Below are 24,842 nucleotides of genomic sequence, written 5' to 3'. Positions count from 1 at the left end.
TCCAACCCCAGAGAATCTGAGGCCGGGGATGTCAACATATCTGGCGTTGACTTTTGGCACGCTGTTGAGTTCTCAAGGAACGGACGCTTCCTTCGGACCGCCTTCCAGCGGGCCCTCCGGGCGCTTCATTCTTTCGTGTTTCCAGCTTATCAGATGTTTTCCGCTCCGTTTTCCGGAGTTTCATTCATCGGATTCGCTTTCCGCTTTGTCGCCCCGGTCTCCCGCGGCGACTCCGGAACTGTACGGGCACCGACCCGCCACATGCAAATCGCCTCCGCCCGGGGCTCCGGGCGGAGGCGATCAGCAGCGATGACCAGCGAAGACGGTCAGCCGAGGATCAGCGGACCTCGGTGATCTCCGGGCCGCGCGCGAACGGGTCGAGCGAGCCGTAGCGGCCCTCGCCCTCGCCCGCGGCGGCGGCAGCCCCGCCACCGTCGGCGACCATCTGGGCGTCCTCGGGAAGCTTCAGCACGATCGGGTCGCGGGGAGCCATCGGGCTCTCGCCGCGCACGACGACGGTCTGCCGGAAGACCTGCTCCAGGATGCCGGCCATCTCGGGCTGCACGGCGGCCTGGCCCGAGATCACACCGCGCAGGAACCAGCGCGGGCCGTCGCAGCCGACGAAGCGCACCAGCTGCACGCCCTGGGTGCCGTCCGGGAGCTGCACGGGGACCTGGGCGCGGAGGTGCCAGCCGAGCGGGCCCTCCTCCTCGTCGATCAGGCCGCCCTGCGAGGTGATGCCGTTGGCGATCTCCTCGCGGACCTCTCCCCAGATGCCCTCCGACTTCGGGGCCGCGAAGGCCTGGAGCTGGATGGCGCTGTTGCCGAGCACCAGGGTGGCGGCGACGATCGCGTCACCGGCGACCTCGACGCGCAGCTCCATGCCCTCGACACCGGGGACCAGCAGACCCCCGAGGTCGACCCGCCCCTCCTCCGGGGTCTCCAGCTCGGTGTGGTCCCACGGGCCGTCCGGCCGCGGGGCCGGCGGCAGGCCGACCTTGTCGGCCGGGTCCAGCTCGGTCACGTTCTCGCTCTCGGCGGAACCTTCGACGTCATCGGCCGTCTCGTCGGCGCTGATGGCGTCGTCGGCGAGCTGCTCGACAGCGTCCTCGCTCTTCTGGCGACGACGGAACACGGTCACTGTCCTTCCCGGTCCAAGACCGATGCGAATACCTGCTCGGCTTCCTGCGAGGCCGCGGGAATGCTAGACCCCGGCGTGGCCACCGGTCGACCCGAACCCGCCCTCGGCGCGTGCCGACCCAGGCAGCTCGGCCACCTCGTGGAAGCGGGCCTTCTCGACCTGCTGGATGACCAGCTGGGCGATCCGGTCCCCTCGGCGGAAGCTGACCCCCTCGCGCGGGTCCAGATTGACGACGATCACCTTGATCTCTCCACGGTACCCGGCATCGACCGTCCCCGGGGCGTTCACGAGAGCAACTCCGCAACGAGCTGCCAGCCCGGAGCGCGGGTGGACGAAGGCCGCGTAGCCGTCCGGCAGCGCGACGGCGATGCCGGTCGGGAGCACCGCCCGCTCGCCGGGGGCCAGTTCGGCGTCGACGGTGGTCCGCAGGTCGGCGCCGGCGTCCCCGGGCTGCGCGTACTCGGGCAGCGGCAGCTCGGCGTCGATGCGCTTGATCAGGACGTCCAGCTGCGGACGGGGGGTCTCGCTCAAGGGTTCACCTCAAAGGCTCGTGCGCGCTTCATCAGATCCGGGTCGTCGAGGACCTTGTCGATGTCCTCGGCACGACCGTGCGTGGTGAAGTGTTCCAGCTTCACCTGGATGAAGAGCGCCTGTGCGCGCACGGCGACCGGTCCGTCCGGGCCGCCGATCCGCGCCTCGGCGGCGCTGTAGATCTTGCGGCCGCGCACTCCGGTGACCCAGGCGCGCAGGTGCAGCACCGAGTCGACGGGCACCGGGCTGAGGAAGTCGGTCTCCAGCCGGCCGGTCACGGCGGGCGCGTGCAGCAGCCAGTTGAGCGTGCCGAGGGTCTCGTCCATCGCCGTCGTGAGTACGCCGCCGTGGGCCAGTCCGGGGCCGCCCTGGTGGACGTCCCGGACGGTGAACTCGGCCGTGACGTCGAGGCCCTCGCCGGCGACCGCGTCGATCCGCAGGCCGCCGGGGTGCTGCGGGCCGCAGCCGAAGCAGTGCTCGTAATGCGAGCCGAGGTGGGTGCCGGGGGCGGGCGCCTCGGGGTGGCGCTCCGGGATCACGGCGTCCGGCGGCGGGGTGGTGGGGGTCGGCGGCAGCGCGGGCGCCGACCGGTCGGTGGGGGTGGTGGGGGTGGTCGTACCGGTCACGGCTCCCCAGCCTACCCAGGGGTAGCAAGGCCTCCGGTGGGGGTGGCGTCCCGGCCCGGGCGTCAGGGCGCCCACAATGGGGGGCATGTACGACGAACGCCTCACGGTGCCGCGCTCCTGGTGGCTGCTCCCGGTCGCAGTCGGTCTGACCCTCGCCCTGATCCTGATCCGGGTCAGCGGGCTGGCCGCCCTGGTCGGCCTGGTGGTCGGCATCGCCGTCGGCGCGGTGGCGATCAGCAGCTACGGCTCGGCCCGGATCCGGGTGGTGCAGGGCTCGCTGGTGGCCGGACCGGCCCGGATCCCGGTGGACGCGCTGGGCGCCGCCCACGCGCTGAGCCCCACCGAGGCCGCGGCCTGGCGCGGCCCGAAGGCCGATCCCCGCGCCTTCATGCTGCTGCGCAGCTACGTCCCGACTGCGCTGCGGGTCGAGGTGAGCGACCCGGCCGACCCGACGCCCTACCTCTATCTGTCGACCCGCTCGCCGATGAAGCTGGCCGAGGCGCTGGAGGAGGCCCGGCGCGGCGCCCGTACGTAGCCGACGCACCACAGGCCCCGAAAGACCGAGAGGGACGGTTCCGCTGCTGCGGGACCGTCCCTACGACTTTGTCCTGGCCGGCACGCGGCCGACCGACTCCGTCCTCCCGGGCCCGTCCCGCAGGACGGTCCGCGGACCTGCCGTCCGGCCCCGCTGCCCGGGGCCGGAAGGGGCGGTGTGCCGGTGCCGCGGGAGCCACGGGCACCAGGCGCTGTCCGCTGCGGTGCTCAGGCGCCGCAGTCCCGGCAGATCGGGTTGCCGTTCTTCTCGCTGTACAGCTGGCTGCGGTGGTGGACCAGGAAGCAGCTCATGCAGGTGAACTCATCGGCCTGCTTCGGCAGGACCCGAACCGCGAGCTCCTCGTTCGAGAGGTCGGCACCGGGAAGCTCCATGCCCTCGGCGGCGTCGAACTCGTCGACGTCGACGGAGCCGCCGCCCTTGTCGTTCCGCCGAGCCTTGAGTTCCTCGATGCTGTCTTCGTTGAGCTCGTCGTCAGTCTTGCGTGGGGTGTCGTAGTCGGTTGCCATTTTTCGCTCTCCCCCTCCGGGTTTGTGCGGTGTGTGCGGTATCTCCAGCGCACGTAACGCATGGGGGGTCGGTCTTGTGCCCGACCCGAGGCGGAGATTTTGCCTTACTTCAAGCCCTGTTACTCAATCGACACTCAGCCTGGGCTCCGTTGGGGTGATCCTCCGGGGCGCGGAAGGCCTCACGCTGGGCCATCGCCGACCCGCCGAATGCCCGCCGGGCCGGCGACTCACAGTGAGCGGAACCCGCCTTGCTGTCCGCTGAATCCCTTGCCCACCAGGGACGCCGACCAATCCTGCGAACCGGTGGCAGGCCGGATTCCGGTCACGGACGGCGATCGTCACCCCCGATGGAGTGATCACTCTCCGGGGTCACCCGGCATCGCGGAGCGACACGGTGTGAGCTTGGTCACGTTCAGAATCTTCTGGGGCAAACCACGGAAAATCCACCCACTCCGCCCTCTCCCCCGGAGGGCGTGACAGCTCGCCGGAGCGCCCCCGCAGGCGCCCTAGCCGGCGTTCCGGCGGGCCTCCCGGCGGGCCAGCAGCGCGGCCTGGCGCTCCTCGAACTTGCGCGCCTGCTCGTCCAGCCCGTCCAGGAAGACCCCCAGCTCGTTCTGGGCCAGCAGGCCCTCGGGGCCGAGGCCGTCGATCTCCATCACCCGCAGCTTGCGCAGCACCGGCTGCAGCACGTCGTCGTGGTGAATGCGCAGGTTGTACACCCCGCCGAGGGCGATCTGCGCGGCAGCGCGCTCGAAGCCGGGGATGCCGTGACCGGGCATGCGGAAGTCGATGACCACGTCGGCGATGGCGCGCATGGCCTGGTCCGGGGCGATCTCCAGCGCGGCCTTCAGCAGGTTCCGGTAGAAGACCATGTGCAGGTTCTCGTCGTTGGCGATCTTCGCCAGCAGCTGGTCGCACAGCGGGTCGCCCGCGTACTTGCCGGTGTTGCGGTGCGAGATCCGGGTCGCGAGCTCCTGGAAGGCCACGTACGCGACCGAGTGGAGCATGCTGTGCGCGTTGTCGGACTCGAAGCCCTCGGACATGTGGGACATCCGGGCCCGCTCCAGCTCCACCGGGTCGACGGCCCGGGTGGCAAGCAGGAAGTCGCGGATGGCTATCCCGTGCCGGCCCTCCTCGGCGGTCCAGCGGTGCACCCAGGTGCCCCAGGCGCCCTCGCGGCCGAACATGGTCGCGATCTCGTGGTGGTAGCTGGGGAGGTTGTCCTCGGTCAGCAGGTTCACCACCAGCGAGACCCGGCCGAGCGGGGTCACCTGGGACTGCTCGAGGCGCCATGCCTCGCCGCCGAGCACGCCGTCGAAGTCGCGGCCCTGGCTCCACGGGACGAACTCGTGCGGCATCCACTCCTTGGCCACCCCCAGGTGGCGGTTGAGCTCCTTCTCGACGACCTCTTCGAGGGCCAGGATCAGTCGCGCGTCGGTCCAGCCGCTCGATCCGAGCGAGGGGCTGCTCTGCACAGGGGCGATGGTCACAGTCTTGCTCCTGGGGACGGATACGCGCGGGACGGGCGCGTTGGGCGGGCACGCGTCCGCTTCTCGGAGCCGTCGGCGGAGAGGCCGGCGGTCGCACTTACGGTTGCGTAGGTTACGACACCGTAAGTTGCTCGGACCGGAAAAGACAAGCCGCCCCGCCAGGCCTTATGTCGTCTTGACAGGCTGACGGGGGCGGCTGAAAACGGTCGCCCACGGAACGCGGCAGCACCGGCGGCCGTGACCGGCGGAACGGCCCTGCGAGCGGGTCAGGGCGAGGGAATCCGCACCCGCATGGTGAGGCCGCCGCCGGCGCGCGGGGTGGCCTCGACGGTGCCGCCGTGGGCGCGCACCACCGAGCGGACGATGGACAGGCCCAGCCCGACCCCCTTGTCGCTGCGGGTGCGGTCGGCGCCCTTCACCCGGCGGAACGGCTCGAAGATGTGCTCCAGCTCGTACCCGGGCACCACCGGGCCGGTGTTGGAGACCACCAGCTCCCCGCCGCCCGGCACCGTGGCGGTGGCCAGCTCGACCCAGCCTCCCGGGGTGTTGTAGCGGACGGCGTTCTGCAGCAGGTTGAGCGCCAGCCGCTCCAGCAGCACGCCGTTGCCCGCGACCACCGCCGGGTCGAGCTTGGAACGCAGCTCGACCTCGCGCTTGTCCGCCTCGCCCCGGCTCTGCTCCAGCGCCCGGGTGGCGACCTCGGACAGCTCCACCGCGCGGCGGTCGGTCAGCTCGTTCTCGCTGCGGGCCAGCAGCAGCAGGCCCTCGACCAGCTGCTCGCTGCGCTCGTTGGTGGCCAGCAGGGTCTTGCCGAGCTGCTGGAGGTCGGGCGAGGCGGCCGGGTCGGAGAGCTGGACCTCCAGCAGGGTGCGGTTGATCGCCAGCGGGGTGCGCAGCTCGTGCGAGGCGTTGGCGACGAAGCGGCGCTGGGAGTCGAAGGAGCGGTCCAGCCGGTCCAGCATGTCGTCGAAGGTGTCGGCGAGCTCCTTGAGCTCGTCGTCCGGGCCGTCCAGCTCGATCCGGCGGTGCAGGTCGGAGGAGGCGACGTCCCGGGCGGTGCGGGTGATCCGGCCCAGCGGGCGCAGCACCCGGCCGGCCATCGCGTAGCCGGCCGCGAAGGCGATCACGGCGAGGCAGACCAGCACGGTCAGCAGCTTGCGCAGCAGGGTGTTGAGCGCCGCGGCGGCCTGGATGGACTTGTTGTCGTTCAGCCACTGGTCGAGCGCGGACTGGTTGGTGATGATCTGGCCGTCCGGGGTCCGCACGGGGATGCCGTTGAGCACCAGGTGCGGCTGGCCGACCGACTGGAGCGACTGCTGGACGAAGAAGTACATGACCAGCAGCAGCACCACGCCGGCCATCAGGAACATCCCGCCGTACAGCAGGGTGAGCCGCATCCGGATCGTCGGGCGGAACGGCAGCCAGGCGAGCAGCCCGTCACCGGGCACGTAGGTCTCCTGCTGGCCCAGCCGGGGCGGGCGCGGCGGGTGCACGGGCTTGGGCGGTACGGCACGCGGGCCGCCGGCGGGCGCGCCGGAGGGCCCGCCGGCCGGGGGCGGCGGGGTGGTCATGATGGTCCTCTCGGGCGTCCGCCGGGGGCGGGCGCTGGGTACGGCGGGGAATCCCGGGAGCGGATCCCAGGGGACGGATTCCGTGGGGCGGACTCCGGGGGTCGGATTCCGGTCAGATCCGGTAGCCGGAGCCCGGCACGGTGACGATCACCGGCGGGTCGCCGAGCTTGCGGCGCAACGTCATCACGGTGACCCGCACGACGTTGGTGAACGGGTCGGTGTGCTCGTCCCAGGCCTTCTCCAGGAGCTGCTCGGCGGACACGACGGCGCCGCCGGCCCGCATCAGCACCTCCAGGACGGCGAACTCCTTGGGGGCGAGCTGGACGGTGCGCCCGTCACGGATCACCTCGCGCCGGCCGGGGTCGAGCGAGATGCCGGCCCGCTCCAGCACCGGGGGCAGCGGGATGGTCGCGCGGCGGCCCAGCGCCCTTACCCGGGCCACGAGTTCGCTGAAGGCGAACGGCTTCGGAAGGTAGTCATCGGCGCCGATCTCCAGGCCCTCGACCCGGTCGCTGATGTCGCCGGAGGCGGTCAGCATGATCACCCGGGTCGCCAGGCCCTGCTCGACCACCTTGCGGCAGACGTCGTCGCCGTGGACCAGCGGGAGGTCGCGGTCCAGGACCACCACGTCGTAGTCGTTGACCGCGATGCGCTGGAGCGCGGCCTCCCCGTCGTACACCACGTCGACGGCCATCGCCTCGCGGCGCAGGCCGGTCGCGACGGCCTCGGCAAGCAGCTGCTCGTCCTCGACGACGAGAACCCGCACGGTCGTTGTCCCTTCTCCAGGCCGGCCCCGGAAGCGGACGCACGGCTCCGACGGTGCCTCCATCCTGCCTGGTCCTGCGGTAAAGCAGCGATAAGCTGCCCCTCGGGCAGGGGGCCGGGCCGCACGGCGGTGACCGTTCGTGCCGGAAGCGCTCCGCTTGGACTGTGACACGGGCAACTTTCTTCCGCCGGGAGGTTTCCCGGCCCCCCGGGCGGGGAGGACAGCTGCACACCCGCGATCTGGCTGTTGGCCGATCGCACCCACCCGCCGTGCGTTCATCCGCGCCGGCCCTGGGGCTGGGACGTCACCGGGAGCGGCCGAAGGGCCGTCTCCGCGCCCGACCGGAGTTCTCACCTGTCGGCCAGGGCGCATTCACCGGCTGGACCACTCCTCAGGGCGGAGAGCGCACGACCGTGCACGTCCGACACAGTAAGGGGGCCCGTATGGACGCCTTCAAGGCCGGAATCCTGCAGCGCATAGCCAACGCCGAGCAGGACCTGCACCGCGCGATCGAGGCCGGGGACGAGTTCCTCGCCGAGGTGGAACAGTCCGAGCTGGACGACCTGCGTCGTCTCGCCGCCGAGCACGGTGTGGACACCGTGCTGGAGCGCCACCGCACCGCCGCCTGACCCGACGCCGGCACTCCGGCACCAGCGGCCCTGCGGGGGCCGTGCGAAACCCCAAGCCCTGGCATCCCCCGTATGCCAGGGCTCTTCGCTGTCCCGAAGGGTTCTCCGCCGCGGCTTCGGCTTCCCGAAGGCTCCCCGAAGGCTCCCCGAAGGCTTCCCCGAGCGGCCTCGGGCCTTCGGGAACCCGAAGGGCCGTCGGGCCCTTCGGGTTCCCGAAGTGTCCTCAGTCCGCCCAGGCGCGCAGCGCGGCCAGCCGCTCCTGCAGCGGCTGGTACACACCGGGGGCGGCGGCCACGGTCAGCTCGCCGTCCGGGCCGTGCCCGGGGCGGCCGCCGACCAGGGCACCGGCCTCGGTGGCGATCAGGCAACCGGCCGCGCGGTCCCAGGGGGCGAGGCCGCGCTCGTAGTAGCCGTCCAGCCGCCCGGCGGCCACGTCGCACAGGTCCACCGCGGCCGCCCCGGCCCGGCGGACGTCCCGCACCTCGGGCATCAGGGCCAGCAGCACCTCGGCCTGGCGCACCCGCACCGGCTGGACGTAGTTGAAGCCGGTGGCGATCAGCGCCTGGCCCCAGGGCGGGGCCGGGCGGGCGGAGATCGGCCGGCCGTCCAGGTGGGCGCCGCGGCCCAGCACGGCGTGGAACAGCTCGCCGCGGGCCGGGGCGTAGACCACTCCGACGACCGCCCGGCCGTCCACCTCGGCGGCCACGCTGACCGCCCAGGAGGGCAGCCCGTAAAGGTAGTTGACCGTTCCGTCGAGCGGGTCGACGACCCAGCGCACCCCGCTGGTGCCGGGGTGCTCGGCGCCCTCCTCGCCGAGGTAGCCGTCCTGGGGGCGGCGGTCGGCGATCAGCTCCACGATGAGCTTCTCGGAGGCGAGGTCCATCTCGGTGACCACGTCGACCGGGCTGCTCTTGGTGCCGGCCACGCCGAGGTCGGCGGGGCGGCCGTCGCGCAGCAGGGCGCCGGCCTGCCGGGCCGCGTCCAGGGCGACCTCCAGCAGGTCGTCGAGGAGCCCGTCGTCGGGCAGGGCGGGGGTGGGCACGGGAATCTCCTCCGGAAGGGGTCGACGCTCGAAGGTCGACGCTCGAAAGGGGTCAGCGCTCGGAAGGGGTCACCGCTCGGCGGCGGCCGGGCGGGGGGCGCGCGGGTTGGGGCAGCAGGCCACCGCGCACACGTCGTGGCTGGGGCCCAGGGCGCCGAGGGCGCAGCGGGTCACGGCCTCGCCCCGCTCGGTGGCGGCCCGCTCCAGGACGAGTTCGCGCACCGCGGCGGTGAACCGCGGGTCGGCGCCGACGGTGGCCGCCCGGGAGACCGGCAGGCCCAGTTCGGCGGCCTTGGCGACGGCTTCGGTGTCGAGGTCGTACTTGACCTCCATGTGGTCGGAGACGAAGCCGATCGGGACCATCACCACGGCCGGCGCGCCGTCGGCGTGCTGGGCCTCCAGGTGGTCGCAGATGTCCGGCTCCAGCCACGGGATGTGCGGGGCGCCGCTGCGGCTCTGGAACACCAGCTGCCACGGCCGGTCGGCCACGCCGGTGTGCTCGGCGACGGCCGCGGCGATCAGCCGGGCCACGTCCAGGTGCTGGGCGACGTAGGCGCCGCCGGGCGTGCCGCGGGCCGGGTCGTCCGGGGCGCCGGAGGTCTCGGCCATCGCGTCCGGGATGGAGTGGGTGGTGAAGGCCAGCCGGGCGCCGTCCCGCACCTCGGCGGGCAGCTCGGCCAGGGCGGCCAGGGTGGCGTCGATCATCGGCTCGACGAAGCCGGGGTGGTTGTAGAAGTGCCGCAGCTTGTCGACGGTCAGCGCCGGGACGCCCTCCTCGGCCAGGGTGGCCAGCGCGTCGGCCAGGTTCTCCCGGTACTGGCGGCAGCCCGAGTAGCCGGCGTAGGCGCTGGTGGCGAGCACGGCGATCCGGCGGTGGCCGTCCGCGGCCATCTCCCGCAGGGTGTCCACCAGGTACGGGGCCCAGTTCCGGTTGCCCCAGTGGACCGGGAGGTCCAGCCCGTGCTCGGCGAAGTCCTTGCGCAGGGCGGCGAGCAGCTCCCGGTTCTGTTCGTTGATCGGACTGACGCCGCCGAACATGAAGTAGTGCTTGCCCACCTCCTTCAGCCGTTCCTTGGGGATGCCGCGGCCCCGGGTGACGTTCTCCAGGAACGGGACGACGTCCTCGGGGGCCTCGGGCCCGCCGAAGGAGAGCAGCAGCAGGGCGTCGTACGGGGCGGCGCCGGAGGCGGAGGGTTTGCGCGCGTCGGACATGGCTCCGATCCTGCCACTGAGGGGTCGGGCGTCGGCGCCGGGGCCGCGCGGGCGTCCGGAAAATACCGTTTGCCAACGTACGTAAGCTGTCCAGACCAGCCATGTTCCTTACCCCCTGCCCGGAGCTCACGTGCTGTCCAGCTACCGCCGAATATTCGCCGCGCCCGGCACCGTGGCCTTCTCCTCCACCGGTTTCGTCTCCCGGCTGCCGATCTCCATGACCGGCATCGGCATCGTGACCATGCTGTCCCAACTGCGGGGCTCGTACGGCGTGGCCGGCCTGGTCTCGGCGACCCTCGCGGTCTCCGCCGCGGTCCTGGGCCCCCAGGTCTCCCGACTGGTGGACCGGCACGGCCAGGCGAAGATCATCGTCCCGGCCATGGCCCTCACCATCGGCGCCGTCGTCGGCCTGCTGCTCAGCGCCCGGCTGAACGCCCCGGACTGGACGCTGTTCGTCTTCGCCGCCGGCATGGGCGTGATGCCGAGCACCGGCGCGATGGTCCGCGCCCGCTGGGCCCACCTCTACCGCGAGGACGCCGACCGGCTGCACACCGCGTACTCCTTCGAGGCCGTGGTCGACGAGGTCTGCTTCATCGTCGGCCCGATCCTCTCCATCGGCCTGGCCACCTCCGTCTTCCCGGAGGCCGGCGTGCTGCTCGCCGGGATCTTCCTCGCCGTCGGCGTGCTGCTGTTCGCCGGCCAGCGCTCCACCGAGCCCCCGGTCCACGAGGCCGCCCGGCACGAGGGCCACTCGGTCATCCGCAACCGCGGCCTTCAGGTACTGATCCTCACCTTCGTCGCCACCGGGGCGATCTTCGGTTCGGTCGAAGTGGTCACCGTCGCCTTCTCCGAGGCCCAGGGGCACAAGTCGATCTCCAGCGTGATCCTCGCCCTGTGGGCGCTCGGCTCCTGCGTGGCCGGGGTGGTCTTCGGCGCCGTCAAGCCCACCGGCTCGATGGCCCAGCGGTTCTTCCTCGGCGTGCTCTTCATGGCGCTCAGCATGGTGCCGCTGCTGCTGGTCGCCCACGCGGTGCACGGCATCGGCGGACTGGTCGCGGTCGGCGGCGCCCTGCTGGTCGCCGGCATCGCCATCTCCCCCACCCTGATCACCGCGATGGCCCTGGTCGAGCGGCTCGTCCCGGCCGCCCAGCTCACCGAGGGCATGACCTGGACCACCACCGGGCTCGCCCTCGGCGTCGCGACCGGCTCCTCGGCCGGCGGCTGGGTCGTCGACGCCTCCGGCGCCGCCGCGGGCTACTGGGTGCCGCTGGCCGCCGGCGCGCTCGGGGTGCTCGCCGCCCTGGCCGGACTCGGCCGACTGCGCGCCGGACTCGGCGCCGAACAGCCCGCCGGGACGGCCGGCGGAACGGTCGACCGACCCGTAGACGCCGAACGGTGAACTGACTAATCTCGCCCTACCCGTGGCCCTACCCATGGGTAGGGCCCGCCTCCCGGACACCGCGGACGGGCCCTGGGGCGGCCGCGCCGCCGCAGACCGCGCCGACCCCGTTCGGCCACGGAGCAGGAGGCAGCGCAGATGCCCCAGGCCAGCACCGCGACCCGCACCCGGTGGACCAACTGGGCCGGCAACCAGAGCGCCCGACCGGCCCGGAGCGCCACCCCCGGCACCGCGGAGGAACTGGCCAGGGAGATCCGGCGCGCCGCCGAACAGGGCCGCAGCGTCAAGGCCGTCGGCTCCGGCCACTCCTTCACCGCGATCGCCTCACCCGGCGACGGCCTGCTGGTCCGGCCGCACGCGCTCACCGCCGTCCGCGAGATCGACCGCGAGGCCGGCACCATCACCGTCGAATCCGGCCTCCCGCTGAGCCGGCTCAACCGGATCCTGGCCGCCGAAGGCCTCTCCCTGACCAACATGGGCGACATCGAGGTCCAGACCGTCGCCGGCGCCACCAGCACCGGCACCCACGGCACCGGCCGCGACTCCGGCTCGCTCGCCGCCCAGATCCGCGCCCTGGAGATCGTGCTCGCCGACGGCACCGTTCGGCACTGCTCCCCCACCGAGGACCCCCGGCTCTTCCAGGGCGCCCGGCTCGGACTCGGCGCCCTCGGGGTGATCACCGCCCTCACCTTCGGCGTCGAACCGGCTTTCCTGCTCACCGCCCACGAGCAGCCGATGGGCTTCGACGAGGTGCTGGAACGCCTCGACGACCTCACCGCCGTCAACGAGCACTTCGAGTTCTACTGGTTCCCGCACACCGAACGCTGCTCCACCAAGCGCAACAACCGCAGCCAGGGGCCGGCCGCCCCGCTGCCTCGGTTCAAGGAGTGGCTGGAGGACGACTTCCTCTCCAACACCGTCTGGGAGGGCGCCTGCCGGGTCGGCCGCCGCTTCCCCGGCTCCATCCCCTCGATCGCCTCGCTCGCCAGCCGCGCCTGGTCCGACCGCAGCTACACCGACACCGCGTACAAGGTGTTCACCAGCCCGCGCAAGGTCCGCTTCCTGGAGATGGAGTACGCCGTGCCGCGCGCGGCCGTCGCCGAGGTGCTGCGTGAACTGAAGGCCCTGGTCGAACGCTCCGACTGGAAGGTCGGCTTCCCGGTCGAGGTGCGCTTCGCCCCCGCCGACGACCTCTGGCTCTCCACCGCCTCCGGCCGGGACAGCGCCTACATCGCCGTCCACCTCTACCGGGGCACTCGCGACCAGGGCTACTTCACCGGCGTGGAACAGCTGATGACCGCCCATCAGGGCCGCCCGCACTGGGGCAAGCTGCACACCCGCGACGCCGAGTACCTGGCCGGCGCCTACCCCCGCTTCGCCGACTTCACGGCGCTGCGCGACGAGGTCGACCCCCAGCGCCTGTTCGGCAACGACTACCTGCGGCGGGTGCTGGGGGCCTGACCACTCGGCCGGACAGGGCCTAAGGCGCGGCGGTCCCGGCCGGCGGCGGGGCGACCGTCGCGTTCGCCGGGGCGTCGGTCGGCACCGGCGGCTGGGACGTGGTCCCGCCGGTGGGCTTCCCGCCGCCGCCCGCCGACGGGGAGGGCCCGGCGGACGGGCTCGCGCTCGGGCCCGCGGAGGGCGAGGCGTCGCCGCCGTGCCCGCCGGTGCCGCCGCTCGGGGTCGGGCTCGGCTCCCGGGTCGGCCGGGTGGTCGCCGGGGCCGAGGCACCGCCGGGCGGCGTGGTCTCCGGGCCGCGCCCGCCGCCCCCGGTGGACGGCCGCTCCGCCGGGGCGTCCTTGGGCGCCTGATCCTTGGGCGCCACCGTGCCGCCGAAGGACGTCCCGTTGCCGGACTCGCCCTTCACCGTCGCCGACACCGGCTGCCCGGTGGCCAGCTCGAACGCCACGATCGGCGTCATCGCCAGCACGAACACCAGCCCGGACACCGCCGCGTAGCCCCGCCACCCCAACCGCCGGCGCGCCCGTACCACCTGCGGCTCGTTCCACTCCGAGGTGATCACCGGCGCTCCGGCCGGCAGCTCCGCCGACGGCTCGGGCCGCTCCGGACCGGTCGGCACCTGGCGCAGGGTGTTCACGGTCTGGTTCGGCCCGCGGTCCACCGCGTCGCGCAGCTGCTCGCCGGTCCGCCGGAACACGTGCTGGAACACCGCGCCGCCCGTGGTGGCCCCGATGCTGACCACGGCCGCGCCCATGATCGTGCCGTACACGCCGAGTTCGGAGGCGAGCAGTGCGCCCACCACCGCGGCCAACGCGCTCGCCACGACCTGAGCCACACTCAGATCGATCCGCTTGCGCTCCTCCTTGCCGCCCTCCTCGGCGGGGCTCAGCTCCGGCATCAACATCCCTCGGTCCGTACGACTACTACTCGAACAAGCCTCTCCATCTTGCCCAAAGAAGGACACAAGGGACGAAAATGCGGTTCTTCGCGCCCGGATTGTGTGAAGATGATCACCGTTCATCCGGCGATGGTCCGCCATTGGGGGCGCGCGCTCTTGAGATTCCCGTGAATCGCGGGAGACTTGAGCGGCGAGCCGCCCCTTCGGATGCCACGAATGGAGTACTGTTCGTAAAGCCCGAGCCCTGGGTCGACATGTCGACTGTGCCTTCACCGGCAGCTTGACGAAGAGCCACGGAACGGGCACGCACGGCGACGCCGGTCCCGGATCGTCGCGAACACTCCGCGTGCGAGGACGGCCGGGACACCCAGGCGCGACGTCGACGGATGACGTGGCAAAAAGGCAACCGTGCCACAGCGGTGTGGCGGGGCGTAAGCCCGACACGCCGGGGAACTCAGCAAGGTTGTGGCCAGTCGCGAGTGGGCAGGCCACACTCAGTACGGGAGCAGCGACGCAGGTGACGTCGGCAGGCACCACCCGGGAGGTAACCGTGCCCGAACTGCGGGTTGTGGCCGTCAGCAACGACGGCACACGGCTGGTGCTCAAGGCTGCCGACAGCACGGAGTACACCCTCCCCATCGACGAGCGGCTGCGCGCCGCCATCCGCGGCGACCGGCCGCGCCTCGGCCAGATCGAGATCGAGGTCGAGAGCCACCTCCGCCCCCGGGACATCCAGGCCCGGATACGAGCCGGTGCCTCCGCCGAGGAGGTCGCCCAGGCCGCCGGCATCTCCGTCGACCGCGTCCGCCGCTTCGAAGGACCGGTCCTCGCCGAGCGCGCCTTCATGGCCGAGCGCGCCCGCAAGACCGCCATCCGCCGCAACGGCGAGTCCCCCGGACCGCAGCTCGGCGAGGCCGTGGCCGAACGGCTCGCCCTGCGCGGCGCCGAGAAGGACACCGAGCGCTGGGACTCCTGGCGGCGCGACGACGGCACCTGGGAGGTCATCCTCTCCTACCGCGCCGACGGCGAGGGCCGCAGCGCCTCCTGGACGTACGACCCGCCCCGGCGCCTGGTCCAGCCCAACGACGACGAGGCCCGGGCGCTGATCGGCGAGTCCGTCGAGCGCGAGGAGGACTCGGTCTTCCCGTTCATCCCGCGGATCGCCCGGCTCCCCCAGGACCGGCCGCCCCGCCCGATGATCGACCGGCCCTCCGCCGACCGCATCATGTCGGCCCGCGAGGTCCGCGAGTCGCGTGAGGCCACCGCCGAGTCCCGGGACTCGCTGACCAGCCTGCTCGACGTGGTCCCCGCCTTCCGCGGCGACCTCGCCGTCGGCGGCCCCGCCCCGATCGAACCGGTACCCGCCGAGGTCGCCGAGGAGAGCGAGGAGCCGGCCGCGGCCGCCGCCCCGGCGGTCGGCGCGGGCTCGGCCTACGCCGACATCCTGATGCCGCGAGCCGTCGCCCCGCACCGCGAGCGCCTGGTCGGCACCACCGACCGGCAGGCCGAGGCGGACGGCGTCCGGCCCGGGCGCCGGGCCACCGTGCCCAGCTGGGACGAGATCGTCTTCGGCAGCCGGCGCAAGAAGCAGGAGTAAGTCCCCGGACATGCCGGTGGGGCGGGAGGCCGGGCCTCCCGCCCCACCGGCGTGTCCGGGCTCAGCCCGGCTGGTCGGTCACCGCCACCGGGCGGCTCGCGTCGCTCGACCACTCGCTCCACGAGCCCGGGTACAGCGTGGCGTCCAGGCCCGCCGCCGCCATCGCCAGGATCTGGTGAGCCGCCGTCACGCCCGAACCGCAGTACACCGCGACCTTGCCCTCCCCCGCGCCCAACGCCTCGAACCGGGCCAGCAGTTCGGCGACCGGGCGGAACCTCCCGTCCGGGCCCACGTTCTCGGAGGTCGGCGCCGACACCGCACCCGGAACGTGCCCGGCCCGCGGGTCCACCGGCTCGGTCTCGCCCCGGTAGCGCTCCCCCGACCGGGCGTCCAGCAGCAGGGCGTCGCGCGCCCAGGCCGCGGCGCCGTCCGCGTCCACCGTCGGCAACTGCCCCGGGACGGGCTTGAAGTCACCCTCCGCCGGCTCCGGCAGCTCGGTCGTCACCGGCAGCCCGGCCGACCGCCAGGCCGCGAAACCGCCGTCCAGCACCCGGACGTCCCGGTGCCCGGCCCAGCGCAGCAGCCACCAGGCCCGGGCCGCCGCCATCGACGCCGCACCGTCGTACACCACGACCGGGCGCCCGGCGCTCACCCCGAAGCCGCGCATCGCCGCGCCGAACTCCTCCGGGTCCGGCAGCGGGTGGCGCCCGCCCCGGCCGGGAGCGCCGGGCGGGGCCGCGAGGTCCCGGTCCAACTCGACGAAGTGGGCGCCGGGCAAATGCCCGGCCCGGTACTCCTCGGCCGCGGTCGGGCCGCCCGGCGCGGCGCCGACCAACTGGTAGCGCACGTCCAGCAGCACCGGCGGGTGCGCGGAGGCGAGCGCCTCCCGCAGCCCGGCCGCGGAGATCAGCGGGGAACCGTCGTTGAAGGTGGTCATGCCGGCCATTGTCGCGCAGCGCGCTCCGACCACGGCTCTTTGTGCGCTCTTTGCCGGACTTTCCGCGCGGGTCGAGGGTTGGGCGCGCGCCAGAGTGGAAGCATCACCCTCGCGCGCGAGGATTTCCGTGCGCCAACCACCCGTGAGGAGGCCCGCATTGCCCGCGGTGGAACTCCGACTGGCCCAGGGCACGCCCTGTTGGGTCAGCCTGCTGACCGACGACCTGCCCGGCGCCCGCGCCTTCTACGGCGAACTGCTCGGCTGGACGTACTCCCCCGGGCCCGGCCAACTCGGCGCCTACGTCCGGGCCGAGCTCGACGGCACCCCCGTCGCCGGCCTCGGCGTCTCCACCGCCACCGGATTCCCGGTGCAGTGGACCACCTACTTCGCCGTGGACGACGCCGACCGCACCACCCAGCTGGTGCGCGAGTGCGGCGGCACCGTCGCGGTCGGGCCGGTGCAGGCCGAACGCGCCGGGCGGATGGCCATCGCCTCCGACGTCTCCGGCGCCGTCTTCGGCCTCTGGCAGGCCGAGGAGCACCTCGGCCGGGAGGCCGGGGAGGACCCCGGCGGCCCCGCCTGGGCCGAACTGCTCACCCCGGACGCCGACGGCGCCGCCGCCTTCTACGGCACCGTGCTCGACCGGCCGGTCCGGGACGACGCCGACGAGACCGCGCTGCTGGTGCACGGGCGGCCGGTCGCCGGCATCCGCCACCGCGCCGACCTGCGCGGCCACCCGCCGCGCTGGCGCACCCATTTCGCCGTCCGGAACGCCGCACTGACCGCCCGTCAGGCCGTCGAACTCGGCGGCCGCGTCCTGGTGGAGCCGCAGGACACCGCCCGCGGCCGCGCCGCCCGGCTGGCCGACCCCCAGGGCGGGCACTTCTCGGTGCTGGAAGCGCCGTGACTCGCCCACTCGCCGGTCAGACCTGCTGCTCCTCGAACGGCAGGACGTCCGGGGAGAGCACCGAGGCGCGGGCGGTCGCGGCGGTCAGCCGACGGCGGTGGTGGCGGCGGCAGAGCACCTCGTAGCCGACCTCGTCCTCGGCCACCGAGATGTCACCGATCACCACCTGGGCGCCCTCGACCACCATCACCCCGCCGACCGTACGGGCGTTGTGGGTCGCCCGTGCACCGCACCAGCACAGCGCCTCGACCTGCAGCACCTCGACCCGGTCGGCCAGCTCGATCAGTCGCTGCGAGCCCGGGAACAGCCGGGTGCGGAAGTCCGTGGTGATACCGAAGGTGTAGACGTCGATGTCCAGTTCGTCCACCACCCGGGCCAGCTGGTCGACCTGCTCGGCGGCGAAGAACTGCGCCTCGTCACAGATCAGGTAGTCCACCCGGCCGCCCGCCGAGAGCCGGTGCACCACGTGGGCGTGGAAGTCGAAGTCGTCCGTCACCTCGACCGCGTCGGCGCGCAGGCCCAGCCGGCTGGAGATGGTGGCGGCGCCGGCCCGGTCGTTGCGGGTCAGGATGACGCCCTGCCGACCGCGCGCGGCGTGGTTGTGGTCCATCTGCAGCGCCAGCGTCGACTTGCCGCAGTCCATCGTGCCCGAGAAGAACACCAGTTCAGCCATGGGTGGAGCAAAGGCCTTTCACATCAAGGGGGTTCGGGCACGGATGAGTCAAGGGGCAGGCTCAGCCACGGACTTCGAGCAGCGGCACGAACTGCTCGACCGGGGTCATCGAGCCGTGCAGGCCGATCATCGCGGACTCGCCGGGCTCGTTGCGGGAGGCGATGATCGCGATGTCGTCGCGCGCCGCGGCGACCACGTCGCCGATCCGCCGGTACACCCGCTCGTCGACGGTCGGGCCGAACCAGCCCGCGGCGATCGCCTCGTCCCGGGTGGCCACCCACATCCGGTCGCCCAGCACCTCGCTCCAGACCGTGTGCACGTCGGCCGCGGCGCCCGGCACCGCGTACACGTGCCGGGCCCGGCCCTCGCCGCCGAGCAGGGCGACGCCGGCGCCGAGTTCCCAGTCCTCGTCGAAGTCGATCCGGTCCTCGGGCGCGATGTCGATCATGCCGTGGTCCGCGGTCACGTACATCGCCGAGCGCGGCGGCAGCTGCTCGGCCAGCCGGCGGGCCAGCCGGTCCACCGCGTCCAGCGTCATCCGCCACTCGTCGGAGTCCACCCCGAAGCGGTGGCCCGCGCCGTCCAGTTCGCTGACGTACGTGTACACCAGTGCCCGGTCGTGCTCGGCCAGCCAGGAGGCGGCCAGGTCCATCCGCTCTTCGCCGGTGGTACGGCCCAGGAAGGTGCCGCCGGACAGCGCCACCCTGGTCAGCGGGGTCTGGGCGAACAGCGGGGAGGACACCTGGGCGGTGGCCACCCCGGCCCGGTGGGTCTGCTCGAACACCGTCGGGTACGGCTGCCAGACCTGCGGGTCGGTGTGCGGCTGCCAGCGCAGCTGGTTCATCAGGTAATCGGCGCCCGGCACCGCCACCGTGTACCCGGCCAGGCCGTGCAGGCCCGGCGGCGTCCCGGTGCCGACCGAGGCCAGCGAGGTCGCGGTGGTCGACGGGAAGCCCGCGGTCAGCGGACGGCCGGTGCCGCCCAGCGAGCTCGCGGCCAGCGAGGACAGGAACGGGGCGTACTCGGGGTGGCGCAGCAGCAGCTCCCAGCCGAGGCCATCCACCAGGAACACCACCGCCCGGTCGGCCGGGGCGATCGGCAGGGTCGCGGTGAACCCCGGGACGCCCAGGCCCGCCGCCACCGAGGGCAGCAGGTCGCAGAGCGAGCCGCTGCCGTACGGGGGCGCGGGAGCGTCGGCCGGGTCGAGGATCTCGAAGGCGTCGTAGCCGTCGGAGGGTGCGAAGGACATGGAACCGGATTCGTAGCGGTCGGGAACGCGGCCGGGCACGCGGCCGGAGGCGCGAACGAGGGCGCGAACAGGAAACGGGGGCGCGAACGGCGGGGCTCGGCCGGGCCTCAGACCCTCGGGCCGTTGTCGATCGTCGCGTCGGACAGCGCCCGGGCGAACACCAGCGCCTGGGCCACCGTCTCCGGGCCGTCCCCGGCCTCGCTCACCCGCAGCGAGAGGTCGTCGGCCGTCGCCGAGCCGGTGTAGCCGTGGTCGGCCTCACAGTTCGGGTCGGAGCAGCCGGCCGGCTCCAGGTCCAGGCGCTGCACGGCACCCCAGCCGATCGTCAGCACCACCTCGCGCGGCAGCGTGCCGGGGGTGTACGTCTCCGGGTTGGCCACCATCCGGCTCAGCACGACCGAGCCGATCCGGTCCAGCCGGACGCTCTCCGTCGAGGTGGTCGCGAACGGCACGGCCGGGCTGCCCGCGTCACCGGACTGCTCGTCGGTGTGGCTCACCACGAACCGGGTCGGGGTCAGCACCAGCACCGTCACGTGCCGGCGCACCTCGTTGGAGTCGAAGGTCGTCTCCTGGTGCACCAGGTAGGAGCTGATCGGCTCCGGGCCCACCGCGGCCTCCACCGCCTCGGACACCAGGGCCGGGTAGTAGCCGCTGCGCTCGATCGCCGAGCGCAGGTCCTGAGTGGTGGTGGTACCGGTCTTCGCCATAACTCCATCCTGGCATGGTCCGCCGACGAAGCGGGCGGCGCGGCGCCGAGCTTCGGACATCAGCGCCCACGGGCAGGCGCAACCAAGGAAGGTTACAGCGTGCTCATCGCGCGCGGACCCAGATCGCTGCGGATCGGCAGCGGTGCGACCCGCACCCGCGCCCCCAGGATCGCCAGCCCGTGCGGGGCGACGACCACCGGTTCGAGGTCCACCGAGGCGATCTCCGGAACGTCGTCCACCAGCTGCGACACCCTCAGCAGCAACTCCTCCAGCGCGTTGGTGTCCACCGCCTCGGCGCCGCGCCAGCCGAACAGCAGCGGCGCCGCCCGGACCTCCCGGATCAGCCCGGCGACGTCCTGGTCGGTGGCCGGGACGAGGCGGTGGGCGACGTCACCCAGCAGCTCGGCGGGGGCGCCGGCCAGGCCGAAGGACAGGATCGCGCCGACGGCCGGGTCGACGGTGGCGCCGATCACGGTGTCCACGCCGCGCGGAGCCAGCCGCTGCACCACCAGCTGGGCCCCGACCGCGCCGCCGAGCAGGGCGTCCAGTTCGCGGTGGGCGCGGCGCAGGCCCGGCTCGCCGGTGAGGTCCAGCCGGACGCTGCCCAGGTCGGGGCGGTGGCGCAGGTGCGGGGCCGTCGCCTTCAGGGCCACCGGGTAGCCGAGCTGCTCGGCGGCCCGGACGGCGGCCTCCTCGTCCGGGGCGGGCAGCGTCGGCGAGACGTCGATGCCGTAGCGGGCCAGCAGCAGCCGGGACTCGGCGTCGGACAGGGTGATCCGGGCGCCGCCGGGCTGGGTGCGCGCGGCAACTGCGGCGCGGGTGCTGAGCGCCGCCTCAACCAGGGTGCGGGCGCCGGGCTCGTCGATCCGGTCCAGGTCGGGGACGCGCGCCGTCTCCTCCGCCGCGGCGGTACGGCGGCGCCACTGGGCGTAGTGCACGGCGTGGGCGAGGGCGCGTACGGCGCGCTCGGGCGCCGGGTAGGCCGGGATGCCGCCGGGGCGCAGCCGGGTCGGCAGGTCGGTCAGGGCCAGGTGGGCCAGCACCAGTGGTTTGCCCAATCCCCGTGCGCGCTCGCCCGCTTCGAGTAGGGCGGTGGCGATCTCCGGGTCGTCCGAGCCCAACTCGGGGTCGTCCGAGCCGGTCAGCCGGCCGCCCATGAAGGCGTGCGCGGAGGTGCCGATCGGCGGGATGGCGACGGCGATCACCGCGTCCACGGCGGGGTCGCTGAGGGCGACGTCCAGGGCGATCCGGAAGTTCTCGCCGGTCGCGCCGGTGGTGAGGTCGACGGGCGTGCGCGGACGCAGCCCGGCGCTCAGGCAGGCGTCGTAGGTGAGCAGTCCGAGGGAGTCGGAGTTGCCGACCACGGCGACCCGGTCCCCGGGCGGCAGCGGCTGCTGGCCGAGCAGCTCACCGGTGTCGAACAGTTCGGTGATGGTCGACACCCTGGTCACCCCGGCCTGCTCGAACAGGGCGTCCACGGTGGCGTCGCGCAGGCCGGTGGCGGTGGCCGGGACGGCGTGGCCGGGCGGCAGGCTGCCGGTGTGGCGGGCGCCCTTGACCACGACCACCGGCTTGGCGGTGGCCAGTCGGCGCGCGATCCGGGTGAACTTGCGGGGGTTGCCGAAGGACTCCAGGTAGAGCAGCACCACCTCGGTGGACTCGTCCTCGGCCCAGTACTGGAGGAAGTCGTTGCCGGAGACGTCCGCGCGGTTACCGACCGAGGCGAAGGAGGAGATGCCCAGGCCCCGCCGGTGGGCGGACTCCAGCAGGGCCACGCCGATCGCCCCGGACTGGCAGAAGATCCCGTAGCCGCCGCGGGCCGGCAGGTGCGGGGCGAGCGAGGCGTTCAGCGGGCGGTCGGGGTCGGTGTTGATCAGACCGAAGGCGTTCGGGCCGATCACCCGCATGCCCGCCGCGCGGGCCTGGCGGACCAGGGCGCGCTGGCGGTCGCGGCCCTCCGGGCCGGTCTCCGCGTAGCCGGCGGTGACCACCACCAGGCCCTGCACGCCGTGCGCGCCGCACTCGGCGACGGCCGCCGGGACGGCGCTCTCGGGGACCGCGATCACCGCGAGGTCGACCGGTCCGGGAATGTCCAGAATCGAACGGTGCACCGGGACGCCGTCCAGCTCGGTGCCGGGCGGGGCGCTGCGGTTCACCGCGTACACGGCGCGCGGGGCTCCCTTGGGCTCGTACCGGCTCTCGAACTCGGTGTCGAAGCTGCCGAGCAGGTCGCGCAGCAGGGCCCGGCCGACGGTCTGCGGATTGCGGGAGACCCCGAGCACGGCCACCGAGCGCGGGGTCAGCAGCCGCCGCACCGAGCGGGCCTCGGCACGGTGCTCGCGGGCGCGCATCACGGCGAGCGAGCGGTCGGTCTGTTCGAGGTCGAACTCCAGGTGCACCACGCCGTCGGCGAAGCTGCGGCGCTGGGTGTAGCCGGCGTCGGTGAAGACCTTCACCATCTTGCGGTTCTCCGGCAGCACCTCGGCCTGGAAGCGGCGGATGCCGCGCTCCTGGGCCACCGCCGCGATGTGCTCCAGCAGGGCGGAGGCCACGCCACGGCCCTGGTGGGCGTCCTGGACCAGGAAGGCGACCTCGGCGTCCGTGCCGTCGTCGGAGGGGCGGCCCTCGGCGTCGATCCGGTCGTAGCGGACGGTGGCGATGAAGTGGTCCCGGACCACCACGGCGAGGCCGACCCGGTTCACGAAGTCGTGGTGGGTGAACCGGCGGACGTCCTTGTCGGAGAGCCGCGGGTACGGGGCGAAGAAGCGGAAGTACTTGGACTGGTCCGAGACCTGCTCGTAGAACTCCACCAGCCGCCCGGCGTCGCCGGGGGTGATCGGCCGGATCCGGGCCGTACCGCCGTCGCGCAGCAGGACGTCGGCTTCCCAGTGCTGCGGATAGTCGGGTTGCGCGGGGTTCGCCACCGCCGGGTCTTCCACAATCGTCAGGTTATCCGGCGGCGGGCCGAATGGCGCCGGGCGCGTGCCCACGGCAGGGTGGACACGGCCACTGGCCGGGCCTTATGCCCCGAAAAGAAACAATCACAAGTCCCGAACGCGACGCCTCCCAGGGGTTGTCTGCGTGCAACACTGGTCTAGACAACACGGTCGTTTCCCCCGCTCCCCCGAGCACGGCCGTGACCAGCTTCACCGGAAAGGCACGTCTCATGGCCGAGCGCCGCGTCACCATCGGTTGGGCCGAGGGCCTGCACGCCCGTCCCGCCTCCGTCTTCGTCCGGGCCGTCACGGCCACCGGCGTGCCGATCACCATCGCCAAGCCGGGCGGCAACCCCGTCAACGCCGCCTCCATGCTCGGCCTGCTCGCCCTCGGTGCCCAGGGCGGCGAGGAGGTCATCCTGGCCTCCGACGCCCCCAACGCCGACGAGGCCCTCGACCGCCTCGCCAAGCTCGTCGCCGAAGGCCTCGACGAGCTCCCGGCCGCGGCCTGAGCCCTCGCAACCGCCCGATCGGGGTGTCGCCACATCGTGGCGGCACCCCGATCTGCTGTCCGCGGGACTCGCGGCCCGCTCAGCCCTTGACGCAGATCACCTGCTTGAGGTGCGCGACCACCTCGACCAGGTCCTTCTGCTGCTCGATGACCTTCTCGATGGACTTGTAGGCGCCCGGGATCTCGTCCACCACGCCGCTGTCCTTGCGGCACTCCACGCCCTTGGTCTGCTCGGCAAGATCGCGCGTGGTGAACCGCTTCTTCGCGGCGGTGCGGCTCATCTTCCGGCCGGCGCCGTGCGAGGCGGAGTTGAACGACGCCGCGTTGCCCAGACCGCGGACGATGTAGGAACCCGTCCCCATCGAACCCGGGATGATCCCGTAGTCGCCGGATCCGGCCCGGATCGCGCCCTTACGGGTCACCAGCAGATCGACGCCGTCGTACCGCTCCTCCGCCACGTAGTTGTGGTGGCAGCTGATCACCTCGTCGAAGGTGACCTGCGCCTTGGCGAACTCACCTCGGACGACGCCCTGGAAGAGCGCCATCATCAGGGCCCGGTTGTGCTTCGCGTACTCCTGCGCCCAGAAGAGGTCCTGGCGGTAGTCGGCCATCTCCGGGGTCTTCGCGAGGAAGACCGCCAGGTCCCGGTCGACCAGGCCCTGGTTGTGCGGCAGCGAGCGGGCGACCCCCATGTGGTGCTCCGCCAGTTCCTTGCCGATGTTGCGGGAGCCGGAGTGCAGCATCAGCCAGACCGCGCCAGTCGTATCAACGCACACTTCGATGAAGTGATTTCCTCCGCCGAGCGTCGCCATCTGCTGCATCGCCCGCTCGCGGCGCCACTTGACGTCCTCCGCGATGTCGTCGAAGCGCTGCCAGAAGTCGTCCCAGCCCGCCGCGCGGAAGCCGTGCAGCTTGGTCGGGTCGACCGGGTCGGTGTGGAGGCCTCGGCCGACCGGGATGGCCTGCTCGATCTTGGAACGCAGGCCGGAGAGGTCGTCCGGGAGGTCCTTGGCGGTGAGGGAGGTCTTCACCGCGCTCATGCCGCAGCCGATGTCGACGCCGACGGCCGCCGGGCAGACCGCGCCCTTCATGGCGATGACGGAGCCGACGGTCGCGCCCTTGCCCAGGTGGACGTCGGGCATCACGGCGAGGCCGTGCAGCCAGGGCAGGGAGCTGATGTTGCGCAGCTGCTGCATGGCCGCGCCCTCGACCGTCGCCGGGTCGGTCCACATCCGGATCGGGACCCGGATGCCGGGTACTTCGGTGTACGTCATGGTTGAACGACCTCCAGCGGTCGGGGAGTTCGGAAGAAATGCTGCCGCGCGAAAGAGAATCCCGGCGCGGCTCGGGGAAGTTCGGGAGGGGCTGCGCTCAGGCAGCCGGAGCGGAGCAGGGGAGGAACGGCCTTGGGGAGCGTCGTCGTATGGTTCGCTCGACCCGCATGGTGACCGCCTCCCTTCGCTGTGTCCGCAGTTCGCACGCTCTGTGCGTCGGGGA

23 protein-coding genes are annotated in these 24,842 nt (G+C 72.9%); 7 read left to right on the top strand and 16 right to left on the bottom strand.

Features of this window, described 5'->3' with window-relative positions:
- Nucleotides 1-337: 337 nt before the first annotated feature.
- The 3 genes from ACZ47G_RS34315 to ACZ47G_RS34305 all read right to left on the bottom strand — a co-directional run bounded on the left by ACZ47G_RS34315 (nt 338) and on the right by ACZ47G_RS34305 (nt 2,247).
- On the bottom strand, nt 338-1,135 hold the full coding sequence (locus ACZ47G_RS34315) for a DUF3710 domain-containing protein (protein ID WP_380462869.1): 798 nt from the start codon (nt 1,133-1,135) through the stop codon (nt 338-340).
- Between the two features lie 69 nt (nt 1,136-1,204).
- On the bottom strand, nt 1,205-1,672 hold the full coding sequence (gene dut / locus ACZ47G_RS34310; protein ID WP_465749520.1) for a dUTP diphosphatase: 468 nt from the start codon (nt 1,670-1,672) through the stop codon (nt 1,205-1,207).
- The gene (locus ACZ47G_RS34305; protein WP_465749529.1) at nt 1,669-2,247 is read right to left on the bottom strand and encodes a PaaI family thioesterase; all 579 of its coding nucleotides are present in this window, start codon (nt 2,245-2,247) and stop codon (nt 1,669-1,671) included. Before ACZ47G_RS34305 ends, dut begins: the two co-directional genes overlap by 4 nt.
- A 136-nt stretch (nt 2,248-2,383) precedes the next feature.
- Here ACZ47G_RS34305 and ACZ47G_RS34300 point away from each other — a divergent pair, with 136 nt between their 5' ends.
- The gene (locus tag ACZ47G_RS34300) at nt 2,384-2,833 is read left to right on the top strand and encodes a DUF3093 domain-containing protein (protein WP_465749518.1); all 450 of its coding nucleotides are present in this window, start codon (nt 2,384-2,386) and stop codon (nt 2,831-2,833) included.
- A 227-nt stretch (nt 2,834-3,060) separates the two neighbouring features.
- On the opposite strand, the gene ACZ47G_RS34295 is transcribed toward ACZ47G_RS34300, so the two are convergent.
- The 4 genes from ACZ47G_RS34295 to ACZ47G_RS34280 all read right to left on the bottom strand — a co-directional run bounded on the left by ACZ47G_RS34295 (nt 3,061) and on the right by ACZ47G_RS34280 (nt 7,187).
- Nucleotides 3,061-3,360 carry a DUF4193 domain-containing protein gene (locus tag ACZ47G_RS34295; protein ID WP_030057692.1) on the bottom strand — a complete coding sequence of 100 codons (300 nt, stop codon included), beginning with the start codon at nt 3,358-3,360 and terminating at the stop codon, nt 3,061-3,063.
- 506 nt (nt 3,361-3,866) lie between these two features.
- Entirely contained in the window at nt 3,867-4,850 is a 984-nt protein-coding gene (locus ACZ47G_RS34290; protein WP_465749517.1) for an acyl-ACP desaturase, read from the bottom strand.
- Nucleotides 4,851-5,116: 266 nt separating this feature from the next.
- Nucleotides 5,117-6,421 carry a sensor histidine kinase gene (locus ACZ47G_RS34285; RefSeq protein WP_465749515.1) on the bottom strand — a complete coding sequence of 435 codons (1,305 nt, stop codon included), beginning with the start codon at nt 6,419-6,421 and terminating at the stop codon, nt 5,117-5,119.
- Nucleotides 6,422-6,533: 112 nt separating this feature from the next.
- Nucleotides 6,534-7,187, bottom strand: coding sequence for a response regulator transcription factor (locus ACZ47G_RS34280; protein WP_030057689.1), 654 nt, complete (start codon nt 7,185-7,187; stop codon nt 6,534-6,536).
- A gap of 443 nt (nt 7,188-7,630) precedes the next feature.
- Here ACZ47G_RS34280 and ACZ47G_RS34275 point away from each other — a divergent pair, with 443 nt between their 5' ends.
- Entirely contained in the window at nt 7,631-7,816 is a 186-nt protein-coding gene (locus ACZ47G_RS34275; RefSeq protein WP_030057688.1) for a hypothetical protein, read from the top strand.
- 223 nt (nt 7,817-8,039) lie between these two features.
- Here the strand turns inward: ACZ47G_RS34275 and ACZ47G_RS34270 are convergent, their stop codons facing one another.
- Both ACZ47G_RS34270 and ACZ47G_RS34265 read right to left on the bottom strand, forming a co-directional pair.
- A complete protein-coding gene (locus ACZ47G_RS34270) occupies nt 8,040-8,858 on the bottom strand; it encodes an inositol monophosphatase family protein (protein ID WP_465749513.1) in 819 nt (272 codons plus the stop codon).
- Nucleotides 8,859-8,927: 69 nt separating this feature from the next.
- Nucleotides 8,928-10,070: a ferrochelatase gene (locus ACZ47G_RS34265; protein WP_465749509.1), complete on the bottom strand. Its 1,143-nt coding sequence runs from the start codon at nt 10,068-10,070 to the stop codon at nt 8,928-8,930.
- 130 nt (nt 10,071-10,200) lie between these two features.
- On the opposite strand from ACZ47G_RS34265, the gene ACZ47G_RS34260 reads away from it, so the two are divergent.
- Together ACZ47G_RS34260 and ACZ47G_RS34255 are read left to right on the top strand one after the other, a co-directional pair.
- A complete protein-coding gene (locus ACZ47G_RS34260; RefSeq protein ID WP_465749507.1) occupies nt 10,201-11,469 on the top strand; it encodes an MFS transporter in 1,269 nt (422 codons plus the stop codon).
- 138 nt (nt 11,470-11,607) lie between these two features.
- On the top strand, nt 11,608-12,930 hold the full coding sequence (locus ACZ47G_RS34255; protein WP_465749505.1) for a D-arabinono-1,4-lactone oxidase: 1,323 nt from the start codon (nt 11,608-11,610) through the stop codon (nt 12,928-12,930).
- 19 nt (nt 12,931-12,949) lie between these two features.
- On the opposite strand, the gene ACZ47G_RS34250 is transcribed toward ACZ47G_RS34255, so the two are convergent.
- Nucleotides 12,950-13,828 carry a hypothetical protein gene (locus ACZ47G_RS34250; protein ID WP_465749503.1) on the bottom strand — a complete coding sequence of 293 codons (879 nt, stop codon included), beginning with the start codon at nt 13,826-13,828 and terminating at the stop codon, nt 12,950-12,952.
- Between the two features lie 517 nt (nt 13,829-14,345).
- On the opposite strand from ACZ47G_RS34250, the gene sepH reads away from it, so the two are divergent.
- Nucleotides 14,346-15,425, top strand: coding sequence for a septation protein SepH (sepH, locus tag ACZ47G_RS34245; protein ID WP_465749501.1), 1,080 nt, complete (start codon nt 14,346-14,348; stop codon nt 15,423-15,425).
- A 61-nt stretch (nt 15,426-15,486) separates the two neighbouring features.
- On the opposite strand, the gene ACZ47G_RS34240 is transcribed toward sepH, so the two are convergent.
- Nucleotides 15,487-16,362: a sulfurtransferase gene (locus ACZ47G_RS34240; protein ID WP_465749499.1), complete on the bottom strand. Its 876-nt coding sequence runs from the start codon at nt 16,360-16,362 to the stop codon at nt 15,487-15,489.
- A gap of 166 nt (nt 16,363-16,528) precedes the next feature.
- Here ACZ47G_RS34240 and ACZ47G_RS34235 point away from each other — a divergent pair, with 166 nt between their 5' ends.
- Nucleotides 16,529-17,269 (top strand): VOC family protein, encoded by a 741-nt coding sequence (locus tag ACZ47G_RS34235; RefSeq protein ID WP_465749527.1) that lies wholly within the window; start codon nt 16,529-16,531, stop codon nt 17,267-17,269.
- 16 nt (nt 17,270-17,285) lie between these two features.
- On the opposite strand, the gene ACZ47G_RS34230 is transcribed toward ACZ47G_RS34235, so the two are convergent.
- The 4 genes from ACZ47G_RS34230 to ACZ47G_RS34215 all read right to left on the bottom strand — a co-directional run bounded on the left by ACZ47G_RS34230 (nt 17,286) and on the right by ACZ47G_RS34215 (nt 22,822).
- Nucleotides 17,286-17,942: a thymidine kinase gene (locus ACZ47G_RS34230; protein WP_380462251.1), complete on the bottom strand. Its 657-nt coding sequence runs from the start codon at nt 17,940-17,942 to the stop codon at nt 17,286-17,288.
- Nucleotides 17,943-18,003: 61 nt separating this feature from the next.
- Nucleotides 18,004-19,191: an alkaline phosphatase family protein gene (locus tag ACZ47G_RS34225; RefSeq protein WP_465749497.1), complete on the bottom strand. Its 1,188-nt coding sequence runs from the start codon at nt 19,189-19,191 to the stop codon at nt 18,004-18,006.
- Between the two features lie 107 nt (nt 19,192-19,298).
- Nucleotides 19,299-19,898 (bottom strand): DUF5998 family protein, encoded by a 600-nt coding sequence (locus tag ACZ47G_RS34220; RefSeq protein WP_465749495.1) that lies wholly within the window; start codon nt 19,896-19,898, stop codon nt 19,299-19,301.
- Nucleotides 19,899-19,990: 92 nt separating this feature from the next.
- Nucleotides 19,991-22,822: a bifunctional acetate--CoA ligase family protein/GNAT family N-acetyltransferase gene (locus ACZ47G_RS34215; protein ID WP_465749493.1), complete on the bottom strand. Its 2,832-nt coding sequence runs from the start codon at nt 22,820-22,822 to the stop codon at nt 19,991-19,993.
- Between the two features lie 242 nt (nt 22,823-23,064).
- Between ACZ47G_RS34215 and ACZ47G_RS34210 the strand changes: the two genes are divergently transcribed.
- Complete coding sequence (locus tag ACZ47G_RS34210; protein ID WP_380462248.1) at nt 23,065-23,346, top strand: HPr family phosphocarrier protein; 282 nt, start codon at nt 23,065-23,067, stop codon at nt 23,344-23,346.
- A 79-nt stretch (nt 23,347-23,425) separates the two neighbouring features.
- Here the strand turns inward: ACZ47G_RS34210 and ACZ47G_RS34205 are convergent, their stop codons facing one another.
- On the bottom strand, nt 23,426-24,619 hold the full coding sequence (locus ACZ47G_RS34205) for an RtcB family protein (RefSeq protein WP_465749490.1): 1,194 nt from the start codon (nt 24,617-24,619) through the stop codon (nt 23,426-23,428).
- Between the last annotated feature and the right edge of the window lie 223 nt (nt 24,620-24,842).

The organism is Kitasatospora sp. NPDC030952 (assembly GCF_055571335.1).
This window is presented reverse-complemented; position numbering and strand designations above follow the sequence as displayed.